At 44.3% G+C, this 16,486-nt stretch carries 12 protein-coding genes; 4 read left to right on the top strand and 8 right to left on the bottom strand.

The features are described from left to right. Positions 1-170: 170 nt before the first annotated feature. The 4 genes from glmM to rlmE form a co-directional block, all read right to left on the bottom strand. Positions 171-1,511 carry a phosphoglucosamine mutase gene (glmM, locus tag L3V36_RS09835; RefSeq protein ID WP_017084246.1) on the bottom strand — a complete coding sequence of 447 codons (1,341 nt, stop codon included), beginning with the start codon at positions 1,509-1,511 and terminating at the stop codon, positions 171-173. A 21-nt stretch (positions 1,512-1,532) separates the two neighbouring features. Beyond that, on the bottom strand, positions 1,533-2,363 hold the full coding sequence (gene folP, locus L3V36_RS09830) for a dihydropteroate synthase (protein ID WP_102448403.1): 831 nt from the start codon (positions 2,361-2,363) through the stop codon (positions 1,533-1,535). A gap of 90 nt (positions 2,364-2,453) precedes the next feature. Continuing rightward, positions 2,454-4,430 carry an ATP-dependent zinc metalloprotease FtsH gene (gene ftsH, locus L3V36_RS09825; protein ID WP_029222733.1) on the bottom strand — a complete coding sequence of 659 codons (1,977 nt, stop codon included), beginning with the start codon at positions 4,428-4,430 and terminating at the stop codon, positions 2,454-2,456. Between the two features lie 107 nt (positions 4,431-4,537). Continuing rightward, a complete protein-coding gene (gene rlmE / locus L3V36_RS09820; protein ID WP_004734508.1) occupies positions 4,538-5,167 on the bottom strand; it encodes a 23S rRNA (uridine(2552)-2'-O)-methyltransferase RlmE in 630 nt (209 codons plus the stop codon). 114 nt (positions 5,168-5,281) lie between these two features. Between rlmE and yhbY the strand changes: the two genes are divergently transcribed. Next, positions 5,282-5,578, top strand: coding sequence for a ribosome assembly RNA-binding protein YhbY (yhbY, locus tag L3V36_RS09815; protein WP_004734509.1), 297 nt, complete (start codon positions 5,282-5,284; stop codon positions 5,576-5,578). A gap of 125 nt (positions 5,579-5,703) precedes the next feature. Here yhbY and greA read toward each other — a convergent pair whose 3' ends face one another. After that, a complete protein-coding gene (gene greA / locus L3V36_RS09810) occupies positions 5,704-6,177 on the bottom strand; it encodes a transcription elongation factor GreA (RefSeq protein ID WP_017079993.1) in 474 nt (157 codons plus the stop codon). A 515-nt stretch (positions 6,178-6,692) separates the two neighbouring features. On the opposite strand from greA, the gene L3V36_RS09805 reads away from it, so the two are divergent. Further along, entirely contained in the window at positions 6,693-7,739 is a 1,047-nt protein-coding gene (locus tag L3V36_RS09805) for a porin (protein WP_017087428.1), read from the top strand. 111 nt (positions 7,740-7,850) lie between these two features. After that, positions 7,851-9,284, top strand: a complete 1,434-nt coding sequence (dacB, locus tag L3V36_RS09800; RefSeq protein WP_102448401.1) for a serine-type D-Ala-D-Ala carboxypeptidase — start codon at positions 7,851-7,853, stop codon at positions 9,282-9,284. A gap of 136 nt (positions 9,285-9,420) precedes the next feature. Here the strand turns inward: dacB and L3V36_RS09795 are convergent, their stop codons facing one another. Together L3V36_RS09795 and tyrS are read right to left on the bottom strand one after the other, a co-directional pair. Next, positions 9,421-10,266, bottom strand: a complete 846-nt coding sequence (locus L3V36_RS09795; protein ID WP_029222732.1) for a magnesium transporter — start codon at positions 10,264-10,266, stop codon at positions 9,421-9,423. Between the two features lie 406 nt (positions 10,267-10,672). Further along, on the bottom strand, positions 10,673-11,860 hold the full coding sequence (gene tyrS, locus L3V36_RS09790; protein WP_102448399.1) for a tyrosine--tRNA ligase: 1,188 nt from the start codon (positions 11,858-11,860) through the stop codon (positions 10,673-10,675). A gap of 129 nt (positions 11,861-11,989) precedes the next feature. On the opposite strand from tyrS, the gene L3V36_RS09785 reads away from it, so the two are divergent. After that, positions 11,990-13,279: a peptidoglycan DD-metalloendopeptidase family protein gene (locus tag L3V36_RS09785; RefSeq protein WP_017084252.1), complete on the top strand. Its 1,290-nt coding sequence runs from the start codon at positions 11,990-11,992 to the stop codon at positions 13,277-13,279. A gap of 90 nt (positions 13,280-13,369) precedes the next feature. Here L3V36_RS09785 and L3V36_RS09780 read toward each other — a convergent pair whose 3' ends face one another. Beyond that, the gene (locus L3V36_RS09780) at positions 13,370-16,483 is read right to left on the bottom strand and encodes an efflux RND transporter permease subunit (RefSeq protein WP_102448398.1); all 3,114 of its coding nucleotides are present in this window, start codon (positions 16,481-16,483) and stop codon (positions 13,370-13,372) included. Between the last annotated feature and the right edge of the window lie 3 nt (positions 16,484-16,486).

Here is a 16,486-nt window from a genome sequence, read left to right as displayed (position 1 = left end):
TAAGCCTTTACCAAGCGAATGGTTAAAAAAAGGTCAAAAGCGACACAAAACTCATTTACGTCTCTTTTGACCGTTATATCTCTTAACCGTTATATCTTTTGACCGTGATATAACTCAATCACTTCTAATCACAGGCGCTATTCGTTTCGCTGGTTAAGTAAAAGGTTAAATTAGCAGTTTGCTTTTACTGCATCAGCGATCTTAAGCGCTGAAGATTGAACAAGCTCAGCATCTTCGCCTTCAACCATGACACGCAGTAGTGGCTCGGTACCAGACTTGCGTAATAGCACACGACCTTTCTCGCCAAGCTCTGCTTCTACTTCAACAACCGCTGCTTTTACCGCTTCGGCTTCTAGTGGGTTTGAATCTCCGCTGAAACGAACGTTTTCTAGAACTTGAGGGTATAACGTCATGCCCTGAGACAGCTCATTCAGTGTCATTTCGCTATCAACAACTGAAGCCAACACTTGCAGAGCAGCAACGATAGCATCACCCGTCGTCACTTTATCCAATAGGATAACGTGACCCGAATTTTCTGCCCCGATCTTCCAGCCTTTAGCAAGAAGTTGCTCCATGACGTAACGGTCACCAACAGCAGCACGTACAAATGGAATACCTAATTGCTTAAGGCCATTTTCCATACCAAGGTTGGTCATTAGTGTACCAACAACGCCACCTTTCAACTCACCGCGACGCAGTGCATCACGAGCAATGATGTAAGCAATTTGGTCACCATCAACTTTGTTGCCTAGCTCGTCAACCATGATGATACGGTCACCGTCACCATCAAAGCCTAGGCCTAACGCTGCTTGTTCTTCAAGTACTTTAGCTTGCAGAGCACGCACATCTGTCGCACCCACTTCGTGGTTGATGTTAGTACCATTTGGCTCAACACCCATTGCAATCACTTCAGCGCCCAACTCTTTAAATACCGCTGGCGCAATGTGGTAAGTCGCACCATGTGCGCAATCCACCACAATTTTCATGCCCGCTAACGTCATTTTGTGTGGGAATGTACTTTTACAAAATTCAATATAACGGCCAGCTGCATCATTTAAGCGTACAGCTTTACCCAATGCAGAAGATTCCACGCACTCGATATCTTTATCTAGTTCAGCTTCGATAGCCAACTCAATGTCATCCGACAATTTAGTGCCTTCAGAAGAGAAGAACTTAATGCCGTTGTCATAGAAAGGGTTATGCGATGCAGAGATAACGATACCAGCTTCAGCACGGAAAGTTTGTGTTAAGTAAGCAACAGCAGGTGTTGGCATTGGGCCAGTAAACGTAGCCTGAAGACCCGCAGCAGCAAGGCCAGCTTCTAACGCAGACTCAAGCATATAGCCAGAGATACGAGTATCTTTACCAATGATCACTTTCTTGGTGCCCTGCTTCGCAAGAACACGACCTGCAGCCCAGCCAAGCTTCAGAACAAAATCAGGTGTAATCGGGTATTGGCCAACTTTGCCACGTACACCATCTGTGCCGAAGTAACGTCTTTTATCAGACATATTGATTTTCCTTAATTATTATTAGTGATTGTTATTCATCACTTCGATTATCTTCATCGCTTCCAATGTATCTTCAACATCGTGAACGCGAATAATTTGTGCGCCTTTCATTGCAGCGATAGTCGCGCAAGTGACACTGGCTACCATGCAATCTGCTGGGGCCTTGTCCAGTAGCTTAAAGATCATCGATTTTCTCGACATCCCAGCTAAAACTGGCAACCCAAGCGTATGAAATTTTTCAAGGTGCGCTAATAGGTGGTAATTGTGTTCAATGGTTTTACCAAAACCAAAACCAGGGTCCAGAATCAGCTGTTCTTTTGAGATTCCTACAGCCTCACAAGCTTCCACTCTTTCTTGTAAGAATGCTTCAACATCCATTAGAACATCGTCGTAAACTGGGCTAGCTTGCATGGTTCTTGGTTGGCCTTTCATGTGCATCAGGCAAACAGGAACATTAGCCTCAGCGGCCGCTTGTAGGGCACCTGGTTCTTGTAAAGCGCGTACATCATTGATCAAATCAGCACCCGCTTCAACAGCTTGGCGCATCACTTCGGCTTTGCTGGTATCAATAGAAATCCAAACATCAAACTTGGCACGAATCGCTTTAATTGCAGGAATAACTCGAGCGAGCTCTTCCTCTAAGGAAACGTCCGGAGCTCCAGGGCGAGTCGATTCACCACCAATATCAATAATGCTAACGCCGGCTTGAATCATTCGTTCAGCTTGCAGCAATGCATTGTCTAATGAGTTGAATCTTCCGCCATCAGAGAAAGAATCAGGCGTGACATTGAGGATACCCATTACATGTGGGCGATCTAAAACGAGCGTTTTATTATTTGCTTTTAATATCATGAAAGGCAGGTCTTAAAGAGTAAAAAACACTTTAGGCTATAAACAGAAAAACCCTGAGCGTACTCAGGGTTTTAATTTATAGCTTAGCGATTAAGAATCTTTGTTTTGAGTATCATCTGATTCAGATTTAACTTCTTCAACTTTCGACTCTTCAGCTTCTGGTTCGGCTTTAGCTTGTTCTTCAGATTTAACTTCAGCTTCAGGCTTGGCTTCTTCCTTTTCAGGTTCTGCTTTTACTTGCTCCCCCCAACCAGCAGGCTCACGGATCTCGGTTTTACGATCCATCAAATCATCAATTTGACCCGCATCAATCGTTTCATACTTCATTAATGCATCTTTCATTGAGTGCATTAAATCCATATTGTCTTCGAGTATTTGTTTCGCTCGAGCGTAATTACGATCAATTAGGATACGAATCTCTTCATCGATAAGTCGAGTGGTTTCATCCGAGACGTGTTTCGCTTTGCTCATTCCGCGGCCTAAGAAAACTTCACCTTCTTCTTCTGCATAAAGAAGAGGGCCTAGTTTTTCAGAGAAGCCCCATTGAGTCACCATCTTACGAGCAATATCAGTGGCACGCTCAATATCGTTTGATGCACCTGTCGATACCTTGTCTGAACCGTAAATCAATTCCTCAGCAAGACGACCACCGTATAGGCTAGAAATCATCGATTCTAGGTGTTGACGGTTCATACTTACACGATCTTGTTCTGGTAAATACATAGTAACACCAAGCGCTCGACCACGAGGGATGATAGATACTTTGTACACTGGATCGTGCTCAGGCACTAAACGACCAACAATTGCATGACCAGCTTCATGGTAAGCCGTCGATTCTTTCGTTTCTTCAGTCAGAACCATTGAACGGCGCTCAGCACCCATCATGATTTTGTCTTTCGCTAATTCAAACTCAACCATCGATACATTGCGTTTGTTACCGCGAGCAGCGAATAGAGCCGCTTCGTTCACAAGGTTCGCAAGGTCTGCACCAGAGAAACCGGGTGTACCGCGAGCAATCAGAGATGGTTCAACATCGCCTGATAGTGGAACCTTACGCATGTGTACTTTAAGAATCTGTTCACGACCACGTACATCTGGTAGACCAACCACCACTTGACGGTCAAAACGGCCTGGACGAAGCAATGCTGGGTCAAGTACGTCTGGACGGTTAGTCGCAGCGATAACGATAATACCTTCGTTACCTTCGAAACCATCCATCTCAACCAGCATTTGGTTTAGTGTTTGTTCACGCTCATCGTGACCACCACCAACACCAGCGCCACGCTGACGACCAACAGCATCGATTTCATCGATAAAGATAATACAAGGCGCTGCTTTCTTCGCTTGTTCGAACATGTCACGCACACGAGATGCACCGACACCAACAAACATTTCAACGAAGTCAGAACCTGAGATAGTAAAGAATGGTACTTTCGCTTCACCAGCAATTGCTTTTGCAAGCAATGTCTTACCAGTACCAGGAGGACCGACCAACAGGATACCTGTCGGGATCTTACCACCCAGTTTTTGGAAACGACTTGGGTCACGAAGATAATCAACAAGCTCTTTCACGTCTTCTTTTGCTTCGTCACAACCAGCAACATCAGCAAACATCGTTTTGATTTGTTCTTCGCTCATCATTCGAGCTTTGCTCTTACCAAAAGACATCGCGCCTTTACCGCCGCCGCCGCCTTGCATTTGACGCATGAAGAAAATCCACACACCAATCAGTAAGATCATTGGGAACCATGAGATGAAGATAGTGCCAAGCAGGCTCTGCTCTTCAGGTGGTGTACCCTGAACTTTTACGTTTTGATTAATTAAGTCATCAAGTAGCTTTTGATCATAAACAGGCATGTAAGTTACATACTTAGAGCCACCACCACGACGTGTGAAAGTGATCTCGCTGTTATTGAACTGTGCATCTTGAATCTGGCCTTGGCCAACTTCCTGTACAAATGTGGTGTAATCTACTGCTCTGCCGTTACTTTCCCCAGGGCCGAAGCTCTGGAATACCGACATCAACACTACCGCGATAACAAGCCACAGAATTAAATTTTTTGCCATGTCACTCAAGGTGTAAGCCTCTCGATAACTAATTGTAATTAAAGGTAGGGTACTACAGTTTGTAACCTGTAGCCATGTTGTTAACTCTCACTCTTGGAAGAGAATCGTTAACCTTTGTAACCAGTTGCTACGATAAACACTTCACGAGAGCGAGCTCGAGAAGAGTCGGGTTTTCTCACTTTGACTGTTTTAAACATCTCACGGACGTCCTTAACATATTGGTCAAACCCTTCGCCTTGGAATACTTTTACAACAAAACTACCATTGGTAGCTAGAACTTGTCGACACATATCCAAAGCTAATTCAACTAAATACATAGCTCTCGGCTGATCCACAGAATTGTTGCCTGCTATATTAGGTGCCATATCAGACATCACTACATCAACCATGTTTGGTTGTATACGTTCCAACAAAGCATCTAGCACAGCTTCTTCGCGGAAATCGCCTTGTAAAAAGCTCACTCCAGCAATCGGATCCATAGGTAGCAAGTCACAAGCAATGATTTGACCGTTGTCTCCGATAATCTTAGCAGCATATTGAGACCAACCGCCAGGGGCTGCGCCCAAATCCACAATGGTCATCCCAGGAGTCAGCAATTTATCTTTCGTTTGAATCTCTTCCATTTTGAAATAAGCACGCGAACGATAGCCTCTTTTTCTTGCTTCATTTGCATACTTGTCGTCGAAGTGTTCCTTCAACCAACGGCCTGAACTGGCCGAGTGTTTCTGTTTGCTCATTGGATACCTAAACTGGAGGAAAGTACTAATTGCTGAATAAATTATAGTCTTCAGCTTTAGATGGCGTTAAAATAGGTTTTTTCAACCCTAATACTAAATAAAATTGGCCGCGTAATGAACCTAAGTACCAAACAAAAGCAGCATCTAAAGGGCCTAGCTCACAGTTTAAAACCTGTCGTGCTAATGGGCGCAAATGGACTTACTGAAGCTGTTCTAGCGGAAATCGAATTGGCTCTAGACCACCACGAACTGATCAAGATTAAAGTTGCATCAGAAGACCGTGAGACTAAGCAACTGATTATCGATGCAATTGTACGTGAATCTAAAGCTGAGAAAGTACAGACTATCGGTAAAGTTCTAGTACTGTTCCGTCAGTCAGAAGCACGTAAAATCGAGATTCCACGCAAATAAGCTAGTTTGACATCAAGCTAGCTCCACAATAAGAAAGCCACCGTGCTTATCTTTTAGTGTAGCGTGAGAAACGAAAAAGGTCGCATTAGCGACCTTTTTACTTATTAGAACCAAAGTAAATTCAATTAGATGTATTCTACTTTGTCGATTTCGAAATCTTTATCGCCGCCAGGTGTAGAGATTATAACCTCGTCACCTTCCATCTTACCAATAAGGCCACGAGCGATCGGTGATTTCACCGAAATGCGGCCAGTTTTGATTTCAGCTTCATCTTCAGAAACGATTTGGTAACGGAACTCTTCATCAGTATCTACGTCAATCAAAGTAACCGTAGTACCAAAGATAACCTTGCCTGTGTTATCCATTTGAGTTACGTCGATGATCTGAGCTAGCGATAGCTTGTATTCGATATCTCGAATTTGAGCTTCACAGATACCCTGCTCTTCACGAGCGGCGTGATATTCAGCGTTCTCTTTCAAGTCACCGAGTTCACGTGCTTCACCAATAGCTGCTGAAATAATAGGGCGTAGCTTAAGTAGGCGATCTAATTCGTCACGTAGCTTCTGAGCGCCACGTACTGTCATTGGAACCTTTTCCATTTTTTACCTCTATGCCAAAGCTTTCTTTGGCCAACATAAATCCACCCAACATAGTTATTGGGTGATAGAAACAAAACGATTTGGCTTAGTGTAAACAAACTTGATGGCTAAATCACCTTTATTCCACTTTGCGTTATAAAAGCTTTATCTAAGTCTAAATTACAGACATCACAAAAATGAATAGTAACCCACCCATCAATAAGTCAGCGATCAAATACCTAAAAAAAACAAAAACAAACCAAATAAACACAGATCACACTTTTATAAAAAATAAGTAAAAACAACAAGTTAAACAATAGCAAATATAATAAAACAGTGTTCATAATTTTTATTGATATCATTTTACTAACTGACTATGGAACTTTAGGGGTAAAAAGTACCTCATGAATTGCTCTGGCAAGTTTCACGCTTTTGTTCTAAGCATGATTATGAAGCTTGATTAATACGAGCAATACACAAAAAGGATTCAAATCCTTAATAAATACCTTTATGGACAGTAATTAGGAATTAATAACATGAACAAGACTATGATCGCGCTTGCTGTATCTGCTGCAGCTCTTGCTACTGGCGCTAACGCGGCAGAACTATACAACCAAGACGGTAACTCTGTTGAAATGGGCGGCCGAGCTGAAGCTCGTCTATCTATGAAAGATGGTAAAGCTGAAGATAAAACACGCATCCGTCTTAACTTCCTAGGTAAAGTAGAAATCCAAGACGGCCTATACGGTGTTGGTTTTTACGAAGGCGAATTCACAACTGCTGAAGACGGCGGCTCTACTGATAACAACGACGGTGACATCACAAACCGTTACACGTACGCCGGTCTAGGTGGTACATTCGGTGAAGTAACTTACGGTAAAAACGAAGGTGCTTTAGGCGTAATCACTGACTTCACAGATATCATGGCTTACCACGGTAATTCTGCTGCAGACAAACTAGCAGTAGCTGATCGTTCAGACAACATGATTTCTTACAAAGGTCAATTCCAAGACCTCAACCTTAAAGCTAGCTACCGTTTCGCAGATCGCGAAGACTCAACTCTAAATGGTTCTGGTTACACAGATAACGGTCAAGACGGCTACTCTCTTTCTGGTATCTACGCTATTGGCGATACTGGCGCAAAAGTAGGTGCTGGTTACGCAGATCAAGATAAGAACAATGAATACATGCTTTCTGGTTCTTACACTATGGGTGACCTATACTTCGCTGGTGTATTCACTGACGGTGAAAAAGATTTTGACCGCCAGTACAACTCTTCAAACGCTTCGAGCATTGGTAGCAAGTTCACAGGTGTTCAAGACTACACTGGTTACGAGCTAGCAGCAGCTTATACTCTTGGTCAGACTGTATTATCTACAACATACAACAACGCTGAGACAGGTAGCGACACATCTGCAGACAACATCGCAATTGACGCTACTTACTACTTCAAACCTAACTTCCGTGGCTACGTTTCATACAACTTCAACCTACTTGATGCTAATGATACTCTAGGTACAAGCACTGTTGGTAAGAAAGGCGCTGAAGACGAAGTTGCTCTAGGTATGCGTTACGACTTCTAATTCTGATTATCTAATTGATTAATTAGTTAATTGAGAATCAAAACGCCCGCTATCTAGCGGGCGTTTTTTATATCTGTATACTGAAAACATCAGCCATCCAAGAAATCTTCTATGCGCCTTCTATCCACACTACTTGTATGTAGTTTTTCCATTAGCGCTTTCTCAGTTAACGCTTTCGCTTACCCCCCTCTAGATAAATTGCCTGATGGCAGTAGCACAAGTGTAATTTTGGAATCCCTGAGAGGCGATTCAAACAAAATGAATTCCAACAGTGATGGCTTCTACCCGCCCGCCAGTACTTTAAAGCTGGTGACAGCTTTAGCGGCTAAGTTGGAGTTAGGGGATGACTTTCACTACACGACCAGCATTGCCCGTTCTGGGAATGACTCAATCATTTCATTTAGTGGCGACCCGACCCTACAACGAGAACAGCTTAAAAGCCTTTTGGCTCAATACGCAAAATCTCAATCCAGAACCATCAAGGGCAACTTATACCTAGATAACTCGACTTTTACGGGCTATCAGCGAGCGGTGGGTTGGCCTTGGGACATTCTAGGGGTTTGTTACAGCGCGCCTTCGAGTGCGATGACCTTAGACAGCAACTGCGCACAAGCCTCTATTTATACAAAAGATAACGGCAGCACTCGTGTCTATATTCCCGCTCACTATCCGATAGACGTGACAACCACCGCAGCCACCGTAACTCGATCAGGGCAGAAGGCGACACAATGCGACTTAGAGCTCATTACCACTCCAGACAACGCTTACAAGCTCTCTGGTTGCTTAGTAGAGCGTAAGAAGCCACTACCACTCAAGTTTGCGATTCAAAACCCCGAGCTTTATACCTATCAAGTCGTGACATCGCTTCTTGAAGAGCTGAAAATCCAAGTTAAAGGCGATGTGATTATTGGTAAAAAAACAAAAGCAAACAAAACCACGTTAGTCGCAAGCCATCATTCTGAAAAGCTTCCCGAACTGCTCGATACCATGCTGAAGAAATCAGACAATCTAATAGCAGACAACCTAACCAAAACACTGGGTGCAACGTTTTATGTCCAACCGGGCAGCTTCAATAATGGCACCGAGGCGATAAAACAGATATTACTGACCAAGGCCAACATTGACCTAAGCAAAGCACAGCTCGTCGATGGCTCAGGGTTATCCAGGAATAATCGAATGAGGTCACAGACCATGGCTCAAGTGCTTCGTTATATCTGGGAAAACGATCAACAGCTCAACCTAGTTGGGGCAATGCCAACTTCGGGCACTGATGGGACGCTTAAATACCGTCAAAGCATGAGAAAGGCACCAATCCAAGGTAATATTATTGCGAAAAGTGGGTCTTTGTACGGTAGCTACAACATGGCAGGTTTTGGTTTAGACAAAGCGGGCAATCCAAACTCTCTGTTTGTACAGTTTGTCCGAGATTACTTCCCGGAAGAGCAAGATTCAGAAAAACCTGTAGAAGCACCAATCACCCAGTTTGAACGAGCTTTCTACAAAGATGTGGTCGAGTTCAGTCAAATACAGAGTCAATCTCAATAGCGGCTTACTTGTAAAGTGCTGTTAATTAAACAATAAAAAATCGCGCTGAAGATCGTATGATCTTCAGCGCCATTTTTCTTTCTAAGATATTTTTCTTCGAAAGTGTTTTTTTTTCCAGAATATTTATTTAAGGGCGTTAAGCAATGCCCAAGAATGAATTCACTACCGTGAAGTAAATCCACATCCCCGAAATATCGACTACTGAAGCCAAGACAGGGCTCACCAGCACCGCAGGATCTAACTTGAATAACCGAGCAACAATCGGCAATCCAGCGCCAAGCACGGTTGATATTGTCACTTGAATAAACAGAGCGACAGCAATCGCGTAAGCAATCATATTAATGTCGTAACCCCCCGTTGATTGGTTGTCACTGAACAGTAAGATGCGGCCTATCATCACCAAGGCAATCGCAAGCGCCAAGCAGATGGCAACTCTAAGTTCTTTCCATAAAACGTTCGCCCATTGGCGCTTCTTCAACTCGCCTGTGGCTAAGGCCCGAATGACCAAAGTCGCAGCTTGTGTTCCTGTATTGCCACCCGCAGCAGCGATCACCGGCATATAGATCGCCAGAAGTACTAGCTGACTAAGAATGTCTTCATACTGAGCAATGATAAGCCCAGAGACAATCCCCAACAGCGCTAAGGCAATAATCCAACCGATACGTTGCCTAACGTGGCTAAGCACTCCAGTTGAAAGGTAACCTTGTTGAGGCTCAACCTCTGAGTAGATCAGCCCTAGTTGGTGAGCTAGATGTCGAGAGCGCTTCTCAAAGCCCTGCTCTTCTAGCTCACTAAGTAAAGTCTGAATAATACTGAGAGAGCATTGCCCAAGTACTAACACCGCATCTTCAAGTGGCATTCGGTTTAAAAGGTTAATTTGTTGCTCACGCCCATACTGTTGAAAGGCATTCGATACAGCTTGGATGTCTTGCTCTGTGTACAAAGCTTCGATAGATAAAAAAGTGTTGTTCATTACCGTCATGGCGAATCTCCCGATTGGCAAAGGTAACGACCATCAAAACAAATAGCATAAGTTTATAGATTTATAGATTTATAGATTTATAGATTTATGCGCACCAAGAGCTGAAAGCTACTGGTGTGTCTACTTGTTAGAATCTAGTGTGTGGAAAAGAATGAGGGGGAAAAACAAAGATACCCTACCCGAACGGCAGGACAATAGATCAATACCGAGACGGGTTATTCTTCTCCATTCAAACTAGGAGGATGGTCGGTATTGTTCATAAAAATCTCCAGAATTACTGTCAATATGACAGCGCGCATAGTGTAGCAATAGCCGTTCAAAAACTTCGTCAAATTCCTGTCAATAATTAGGGGCAATAAAAAAGGCATCCGTAGATGCCTTTTCGTTAAATCATTGAGATTCAATATTACTTGATAGTAATACGAGCAAACTTACGCTTACCTACTTGGTAAACTGCAGTACCTACTTCAGGTACGAATTTGCTGTCTTCAACCTTCTCGCCTTCAAGCTTAGCAGCACCTTGCTTGATCATACGCATCGCATCAGAAGTAGAGTTTACAAGACCTGCTTCTTTCAGAACGTTCGCAATTGGCAGACCAGCTTCGAATTCAAATTCAGGCATTTCATCAGGAACTTGGTTCTTAGCAAAGCGGTTAACGAACTCTTGCTCAGCGGCTTCAGCATCTGCTTCACTGTGGAAACGCGCAATGATCTCTTTCGCTAGAAGTACTTTAACGTCACGAGGGTTTTTGCCCGCCTCAACGCCCGCTTTCAGTTCCGCAACTTCTTCAAGTGGACGGAAAGACAGTAGCTCGTAGTAGCTCCACATTAGATCGTCAGAGATAGACATGATCTTACCAAACATCTCGCTTGGTGCTTCGCTAATACCGATGTAGTTGTGCGCAGACTTAGACATCTTCTTAACGCCGTCTAGACCAACAAGTAATGGCATCATCAGTACCGCTTGTGGTTTTTGACCTGCTGCTTTTTGCAGTTCACGACCCATTAGAAGGTTAAACTTCTGGTCAGTACCACCAAGCTCAACATCACTCTCTAGTGCAACAGAGTCGTGACCTTGCAGAAGTGGGTACATGAATTCGTGGATTGCGATCGGTTGACCACCAGCGTAACGCTTTTTAAAGTCATCACGCTCAAGCATACGAGCAACAGTTTGGTTAGAAGCAAGACGAATCATGCCTTCAGCGCCAAGCTCAGATAACCACTCAGAGTTGAAACGAATTTGCGTTTTCGCAGGATCTAGAATCTTGAATACTTGCTCTTTGTAAGTTTCAGCATTCTTCAATACGTCTTCACGGCTTAGCGGTGGACGCGTTGAGTTCTTACCTGATGGATCACCAACCATTGCAGTGAAATCACCAATAAGGAATGTCACTTCATGACCAAGCTCTTGGAAAGCACGAAGCTTGTTAAAGATAACCGTATGGCCTAGGTGGATATCTGGAGCAGTTGGATCGGCACCCAGCTTAATGCGTAAAGGACGACCTTCTTTTAATTTAGCAATCAGTTCGTCTTCTGGAATCAGTTCTTCTACGCCACGTTTGATCTCGGCTAGTGCAGCTTCAATACTCGCCATTCTTGTTCACTCCCACAGATTTGGCAAAAATATAATAATTAGACATCTTACTTGAATAGCGATGTATTTTGAAACCAGTTACACTATTCCGTCGTCGATTTTCATAATATTTACAGAACGAACCGGAACATGTTGTCTATTTTTGCACGCCTTCCTATTTTGCACCGGGCTTTTATCGCATTTTTTAGTGCCGTAATTTTCGTCGCGATTTTCTTACTCCCCGATGTCAGCAGTTTACGTGACGATACGGGCGCTTTAGTGGTGGGGAAACATTACCCACTAACTATCAATGCATCCGCACTTGTTAGCTCAAGTGACGCGCCGCCGACGGCTGTGCTCAATTGGGAGAAATACACTGTTCGTTCTGGCGAAAGCACCTCTGTTTTATTTGAACGCATTGGTCTCTCATACCGCTTGCTGATCACGCTACTCAATACCAATAACGATATTAAGAAGCAGCTGTCTAACCTAAGACCTGGCGATGTATTGCAATTCGGTTTTGACGAAAACAACGACCTTATTCAGTTAAAAAGACAACTTAGTGCGTTTGAAAGCTTCAAGATCACTAAGTCTGGCGATTCGTTTACCTCTAGCATCGACAAGAAAGAAGTTGCCTACCAATACAATTACGCTGAAGCCAACATTACCTCTAACTTCTGGAATGCAGGCGTTAGCGCAGGTTTAACCGCCAACCAAATCATGGAACTGGCGGGCATCTTTGGCTGGGATATCGACTTTGCATTGGATATTCGTAAGAACGACAGCTTCAAAATCTTATACCAAGAGAAAGTGGTTGAAGGTGAGGTGGTTGGTCGCGGTAAGATCATGGCAGCTGTATTCAAAAACCAAGGCGATTCATTTACCGCGGTATTGGATGATAAGAGCGGCAACTACTTCGATGAAAATGGTCGAGCAATGAAGAAAGCGTTCTTGCGCTCACCAATTGATTTTCGTCGCGTAACATCGAACTTTAATCCTACCAGGAGACACCCAGTAACCGGTAAGGTTCGAGCTCACCGCGGTACTGACTACGCAGCTCCTGTTGGCACGCCTATCTGGGCAGCCGGTGACGGTATTGTTCAGAAGTCTGGTTACAACCAATTTAATGGTAACTACGTGTTTATCCGCCACAGCAACACCTACATCACCAAGTACCTGCACATGAAGCGACGTATGGTGAAAACAGGTCAGCGCGTAAAACAAGGCCAAACCATTGGTACTTTGGGCGGTACAGGCCGTGTGACTGGCCCGCACTTACATTATGAATTCTTGGTTAATGGCGTACATAAAAATGCGCGTACCGTGAAATTACCGCAATCTAAGTCGTTAACAGGTAAAGCAAAAGCAACATTTATTGCGAACTCAGAAATTCGATTGAGTAACCTAGAGCGATACGGCCAGTTACTAGCAACTAATTAGGTGACTAGCGACTAATTAGATTAATAGCCATCTAAACCAACGAAAAGAGCGCCCACCAAGGCGCTCTTTTCATTTCCGTCGAACTAGTATTTATCGTTCATCGTCGTTGCTTTGGATCATATCAGGCTTCTTATCTCGCCCTAACATCAACAGACAAGGTGTCAGGACCAAGGTTAGTACCGTTGCAAAGGCCAAACCTCCCGCAATTGCCGTCGCGAGTTGAGACCACCATTGAGTGCTCGGCGCGCCGAATTCTATCTTTTGATTAATCAAATCGATGTTCATTTCTAACACCATCGGCATCAAGCCTAAAATGGTGGTAACCGTAGTCAGCATTACTGGTCTTAAACGTTGAACACCGGTTCTTAGAATCGCATCTCGCTTATCCAAGCCTCTTTTGATTAGCTGGTTATAGGTATCGATCAGCACGATGTTGTTATTCACCACTATTCCTGCCAGTGCAATCACCCCAATACCAGACATCACGATGCCAAACGGGCGCTGGAAGATTAGCAAACCAACAAATACACCAACGGTCGAAAACAACACCGCACTAAGAATCAAAAACGCTTGATAGAAACTATTGAACTGAGTAATCAAAATCAAAGCCATCACTGCCAATGCAACTAAGAAAGCACTTTGTAAGAAGGCTGACGAGTTTTCTTGTTCTTCATTTTGACCACGGATACGAAACTCGACACTACTTGGTAAACCTAACTCACTTAACGCTTGCTCAATCTTTGGCAGTTCGAGTGCAAGGTTATAACCCTCTTCCATATCCGCCATGATGTTCACGACACGCTTACCATCAAGACGCTTTATCGTGTCCTGCTTATGGTCTGGCACTATCTGAGCAAAGTTAGTGATCGGCACCAAGCCTGCTGGTGTTTTAACTCTTAGTTGGTCAAAGCGCCCAATATCTCTTTTATCGCTTGGATAGCGCACCAAGATATCGACCTCTTCTGAAGAATCATCTGGGAGGTAATCGCCAATCTTTAGCCCGTTAGTGACGAATTGAACCGTATTACCCACCAAGGTCGCATCAGCCGAAAAACGCGCAGCATCATCTCGGCGAATATCCACTTTCCAATCGATGCCATCTTTACTCGCGGTATCACTTATATTGGTCAGCGCCTGATTGCCATCCGCCCAGTTCCTTACAATTTTTGCAGCCTGATTCAGCTGCTCAGGAGTTTTGGCCGACAGCTCAATCACTAAGTCATTCTCAACCGGAGGCCCTGCATCTGGAAACTTATATTCAATCTCGACCCCTGCGTATTGATCGGTGTGCACCTTTAATTCTTCAATGATCGCCTTAACACTGCGACGGTATTGCCAATCAACTGGGGTAATCGAGATCAAACCAATCTGATCGTCACCGCCCGTTCGAGTGTAAACGGTATCGAACTCATCATGATTAAGCATCATCAACTCAATATCACGCATGATGACATCTTTCTCTTGGATAGACAGATCACCATGAGAGCGAACTTTGACGTTAAAGAATGGCGGATCAACTTCTGGGAAGAACTCTGCACCTAGACCCGCTTTGGAATAAGTAAAACCCACCGTAACCGCAAGTAATATCGCACTGAAAAGAATCTTAAAGGGATGCTTAATCGCAATCGACAACGTGTGGTAGTACGCTTTGGTTAAGCCTGTCGCTTGTGAAAAATCACCATTATGCAGCGCCACCATTCGCGATTGGCTTTTGGGCGATACATATTGAGGTTTACCAATCAAACCACCGAGTACAGGCACAAACAACAACGCCATAATCAATGAAGCGGTTAAGGTTGCAATCAACGTTAATGGCAAGAACTTCATGAATTCGCCCGTTACATCCGGCCAAAACAGCAATGGAGCAAATGCAGCCAAGGTTGTAGCCGTTGATGCCGTTATTGGCCACGCCATCCGTTTCGCCGCATCTCGGTAAGCGGCTTTACGCCCTTCACCTTCTTGCATTCGCCTGTCGGCAAACTCGGTCACCACAATTGCGCCATCGACCAACATACCAACCGCCATGATCAACGAGAACAGCACCACGATGTTGACGGTTAGACCAAACACAGACAACACCAACAACCCCGTGAGGAACGATCCAGGAATTGAAATTCCAACCAATAGCGCGGTTCGAACACCAAGAATGGCGATGATCACGATCACTACCAGAATGATGGCGGATAATATATTGTTTTGAAGATCGTTGAGCATGATCTTCACATCTTTAGATTCATCCCAAGTGTATTTGACCAATAGGTTATTTGGCCATTCAGCTTGCTGCTGAGCACCAGCCATTACCGCTTTGACTAGCTCGACGGTTTCAATGATGTTTTCACCCGCACGTTTCTTGATATCCAAGACAACCGCGGATTTGCCATCTAAACGGGCAAAGCTTTCAGGATCTCGAAACGCTCGGCGAACCGTAGCCACATCGCCAAAGGTTACTACCTGTTTACCATCCACTTTGATTGGCAACTCAAGTACGTCTTTTAAGGAGTTAAACACAGAAGGGACTTTGACAGAAAAACGCCCGTAGCCGGTATCAACAAAGCCTGCCGCCACCACTCGGTTATTCAAAGCAATCAGATTATAGATGTCCGCTTGATCTAGGCTGTAACTCTCCATCAATAATGGATCAACGATGATTTCCACGATGTCATCGCGATCGCCTGCAATGTCGACTTCAAGGATCTGACGATAGCTTTCGAGTTTATCTCCGAGCTCTCGAGCGATTTGTACTATGGTGCGCTCGGGCACGGTACCAAACAGAACCACTGACAACACAGGCTGCTCAGAAGCGAGGGTAACTTCATTTACAGTCGGCTCATCGCTATCTTCTGGCAATTTGGGCTTAGCCAGATCAACAGCGTCACGAACATCAGCCATCGCTTTAGTAAGATCGACGCCAACATTAAACTCTAACACCACAGAGGCGTGCCCTTCTGCTGCGGTTGCTGTCATCTCTTTTACGCCTTCGATTGACCTAAGCTCTTGCTCAATAGGTCGAACCAATAAACGTTCTGCATCCGTTGGCGAGATCCCTTGGTGCCCGACCGAAACATAGATAATTGGGATGGTAATGTCTGGGCTCGATTCCTTAGGTATCGTGATATAGGTGACGACACCGGCTACAAGGATTAACGCTAAAAGGGAGAGCATTGTTCGAGCACGAGACAAGGCTGCATCAATAATTGAATACATCGG

This window comes from Vibrio sp. G-C-1 (assembly GCF_021728015.1).
In the GTDB taxonomy this organism is placed as follows: Bacteria; Pseudomonadota; Gammaproteobacteria; order Enterobacterales; family Vibrionaceae; genus Vibrio; species Vibrio splendidus.
This window is presented reverse-complemented; position numbering and strand designations above follow the sequence as displayed.

Coding starts and splice junctions, on each gene's coding strand:
- glmM (WP_017084246.1), bottom strand. CDS start 1,511: ATGTCTGATAAAAGACGTTACTTCGGCACAGATGGTGTACGTGGCAAA.
- dacB (WP_102448401.1), top strand. CDS start 7,851: ATGCGCCTTCTATCCACACTACTTGTATGTAGTTTTTCCATTAGCGCT.
- L3V36_RS09780 (WP_102448398.1), bottom strand. CDS start 16,483: ATGTATTCAATTATTGATGCAGCCTTGTCTCGTGCTCGAACAATGCTC.
- yhbY (WP_004734509.1), top strand. CDS start 5,282: ATGAACCTAAGTACCAAACAAAAGCAGCATCTAAAGGGCCTAGCTCAC.
- greA (WP_017079993.1), bottom strand. CDS start 6,177: ATGGAAAAGGTTCCAATGACAGTACGTGGCGCTCAGAAGCTACGTGAC.
- L3V36_RS09805 (WP_017087428.1), top strand. CDS start 6,693: ATGAACAAGACTATGATCGCGCTTGCTGTATCTGCTGCAGCTCTTGCT.
- tyrS (WP_102448399.1), bottom strand. CDS start 11,860: ATGGCGAGTATTGAAGCTGCACTAGCCGAGATCAAACGTGGCGTAGAA.
- L3V36_RS09795 (WP_029222732.1), bottom strand. CDS start 10,266: ATGACGGTAATGAACAACACTTTTTTATCTATCGAAGCTTTGTACACA.
- L3V36_RS09785 (WP_017084252.1), top strand. CDS start 11,990: ATGTTGTCTATTTTTGCACGCCTTCCTATTTTGCACCGGGCTTTTATC.
- folP (WP_102448403.1), bottom strand. CDS start 2,363: ATGATATTAAAAGCAAATAATAAAACGCTCGTTTTAGATCGCCCACAT.
- rlmE (WP_004734508.1), bottom strand. CDS start 5,167: ATGAGCAAACAGAAACACTCGGCCAGTTCAGGCCGTTGGTTGAAGGAA.
- ftsH (WP_029222733.1), bottom strand. CDS start 4,430: ATGGCAAAAAATTTAATTCTGTGGCTTGTTATCGCGGTAGTGTTGATG.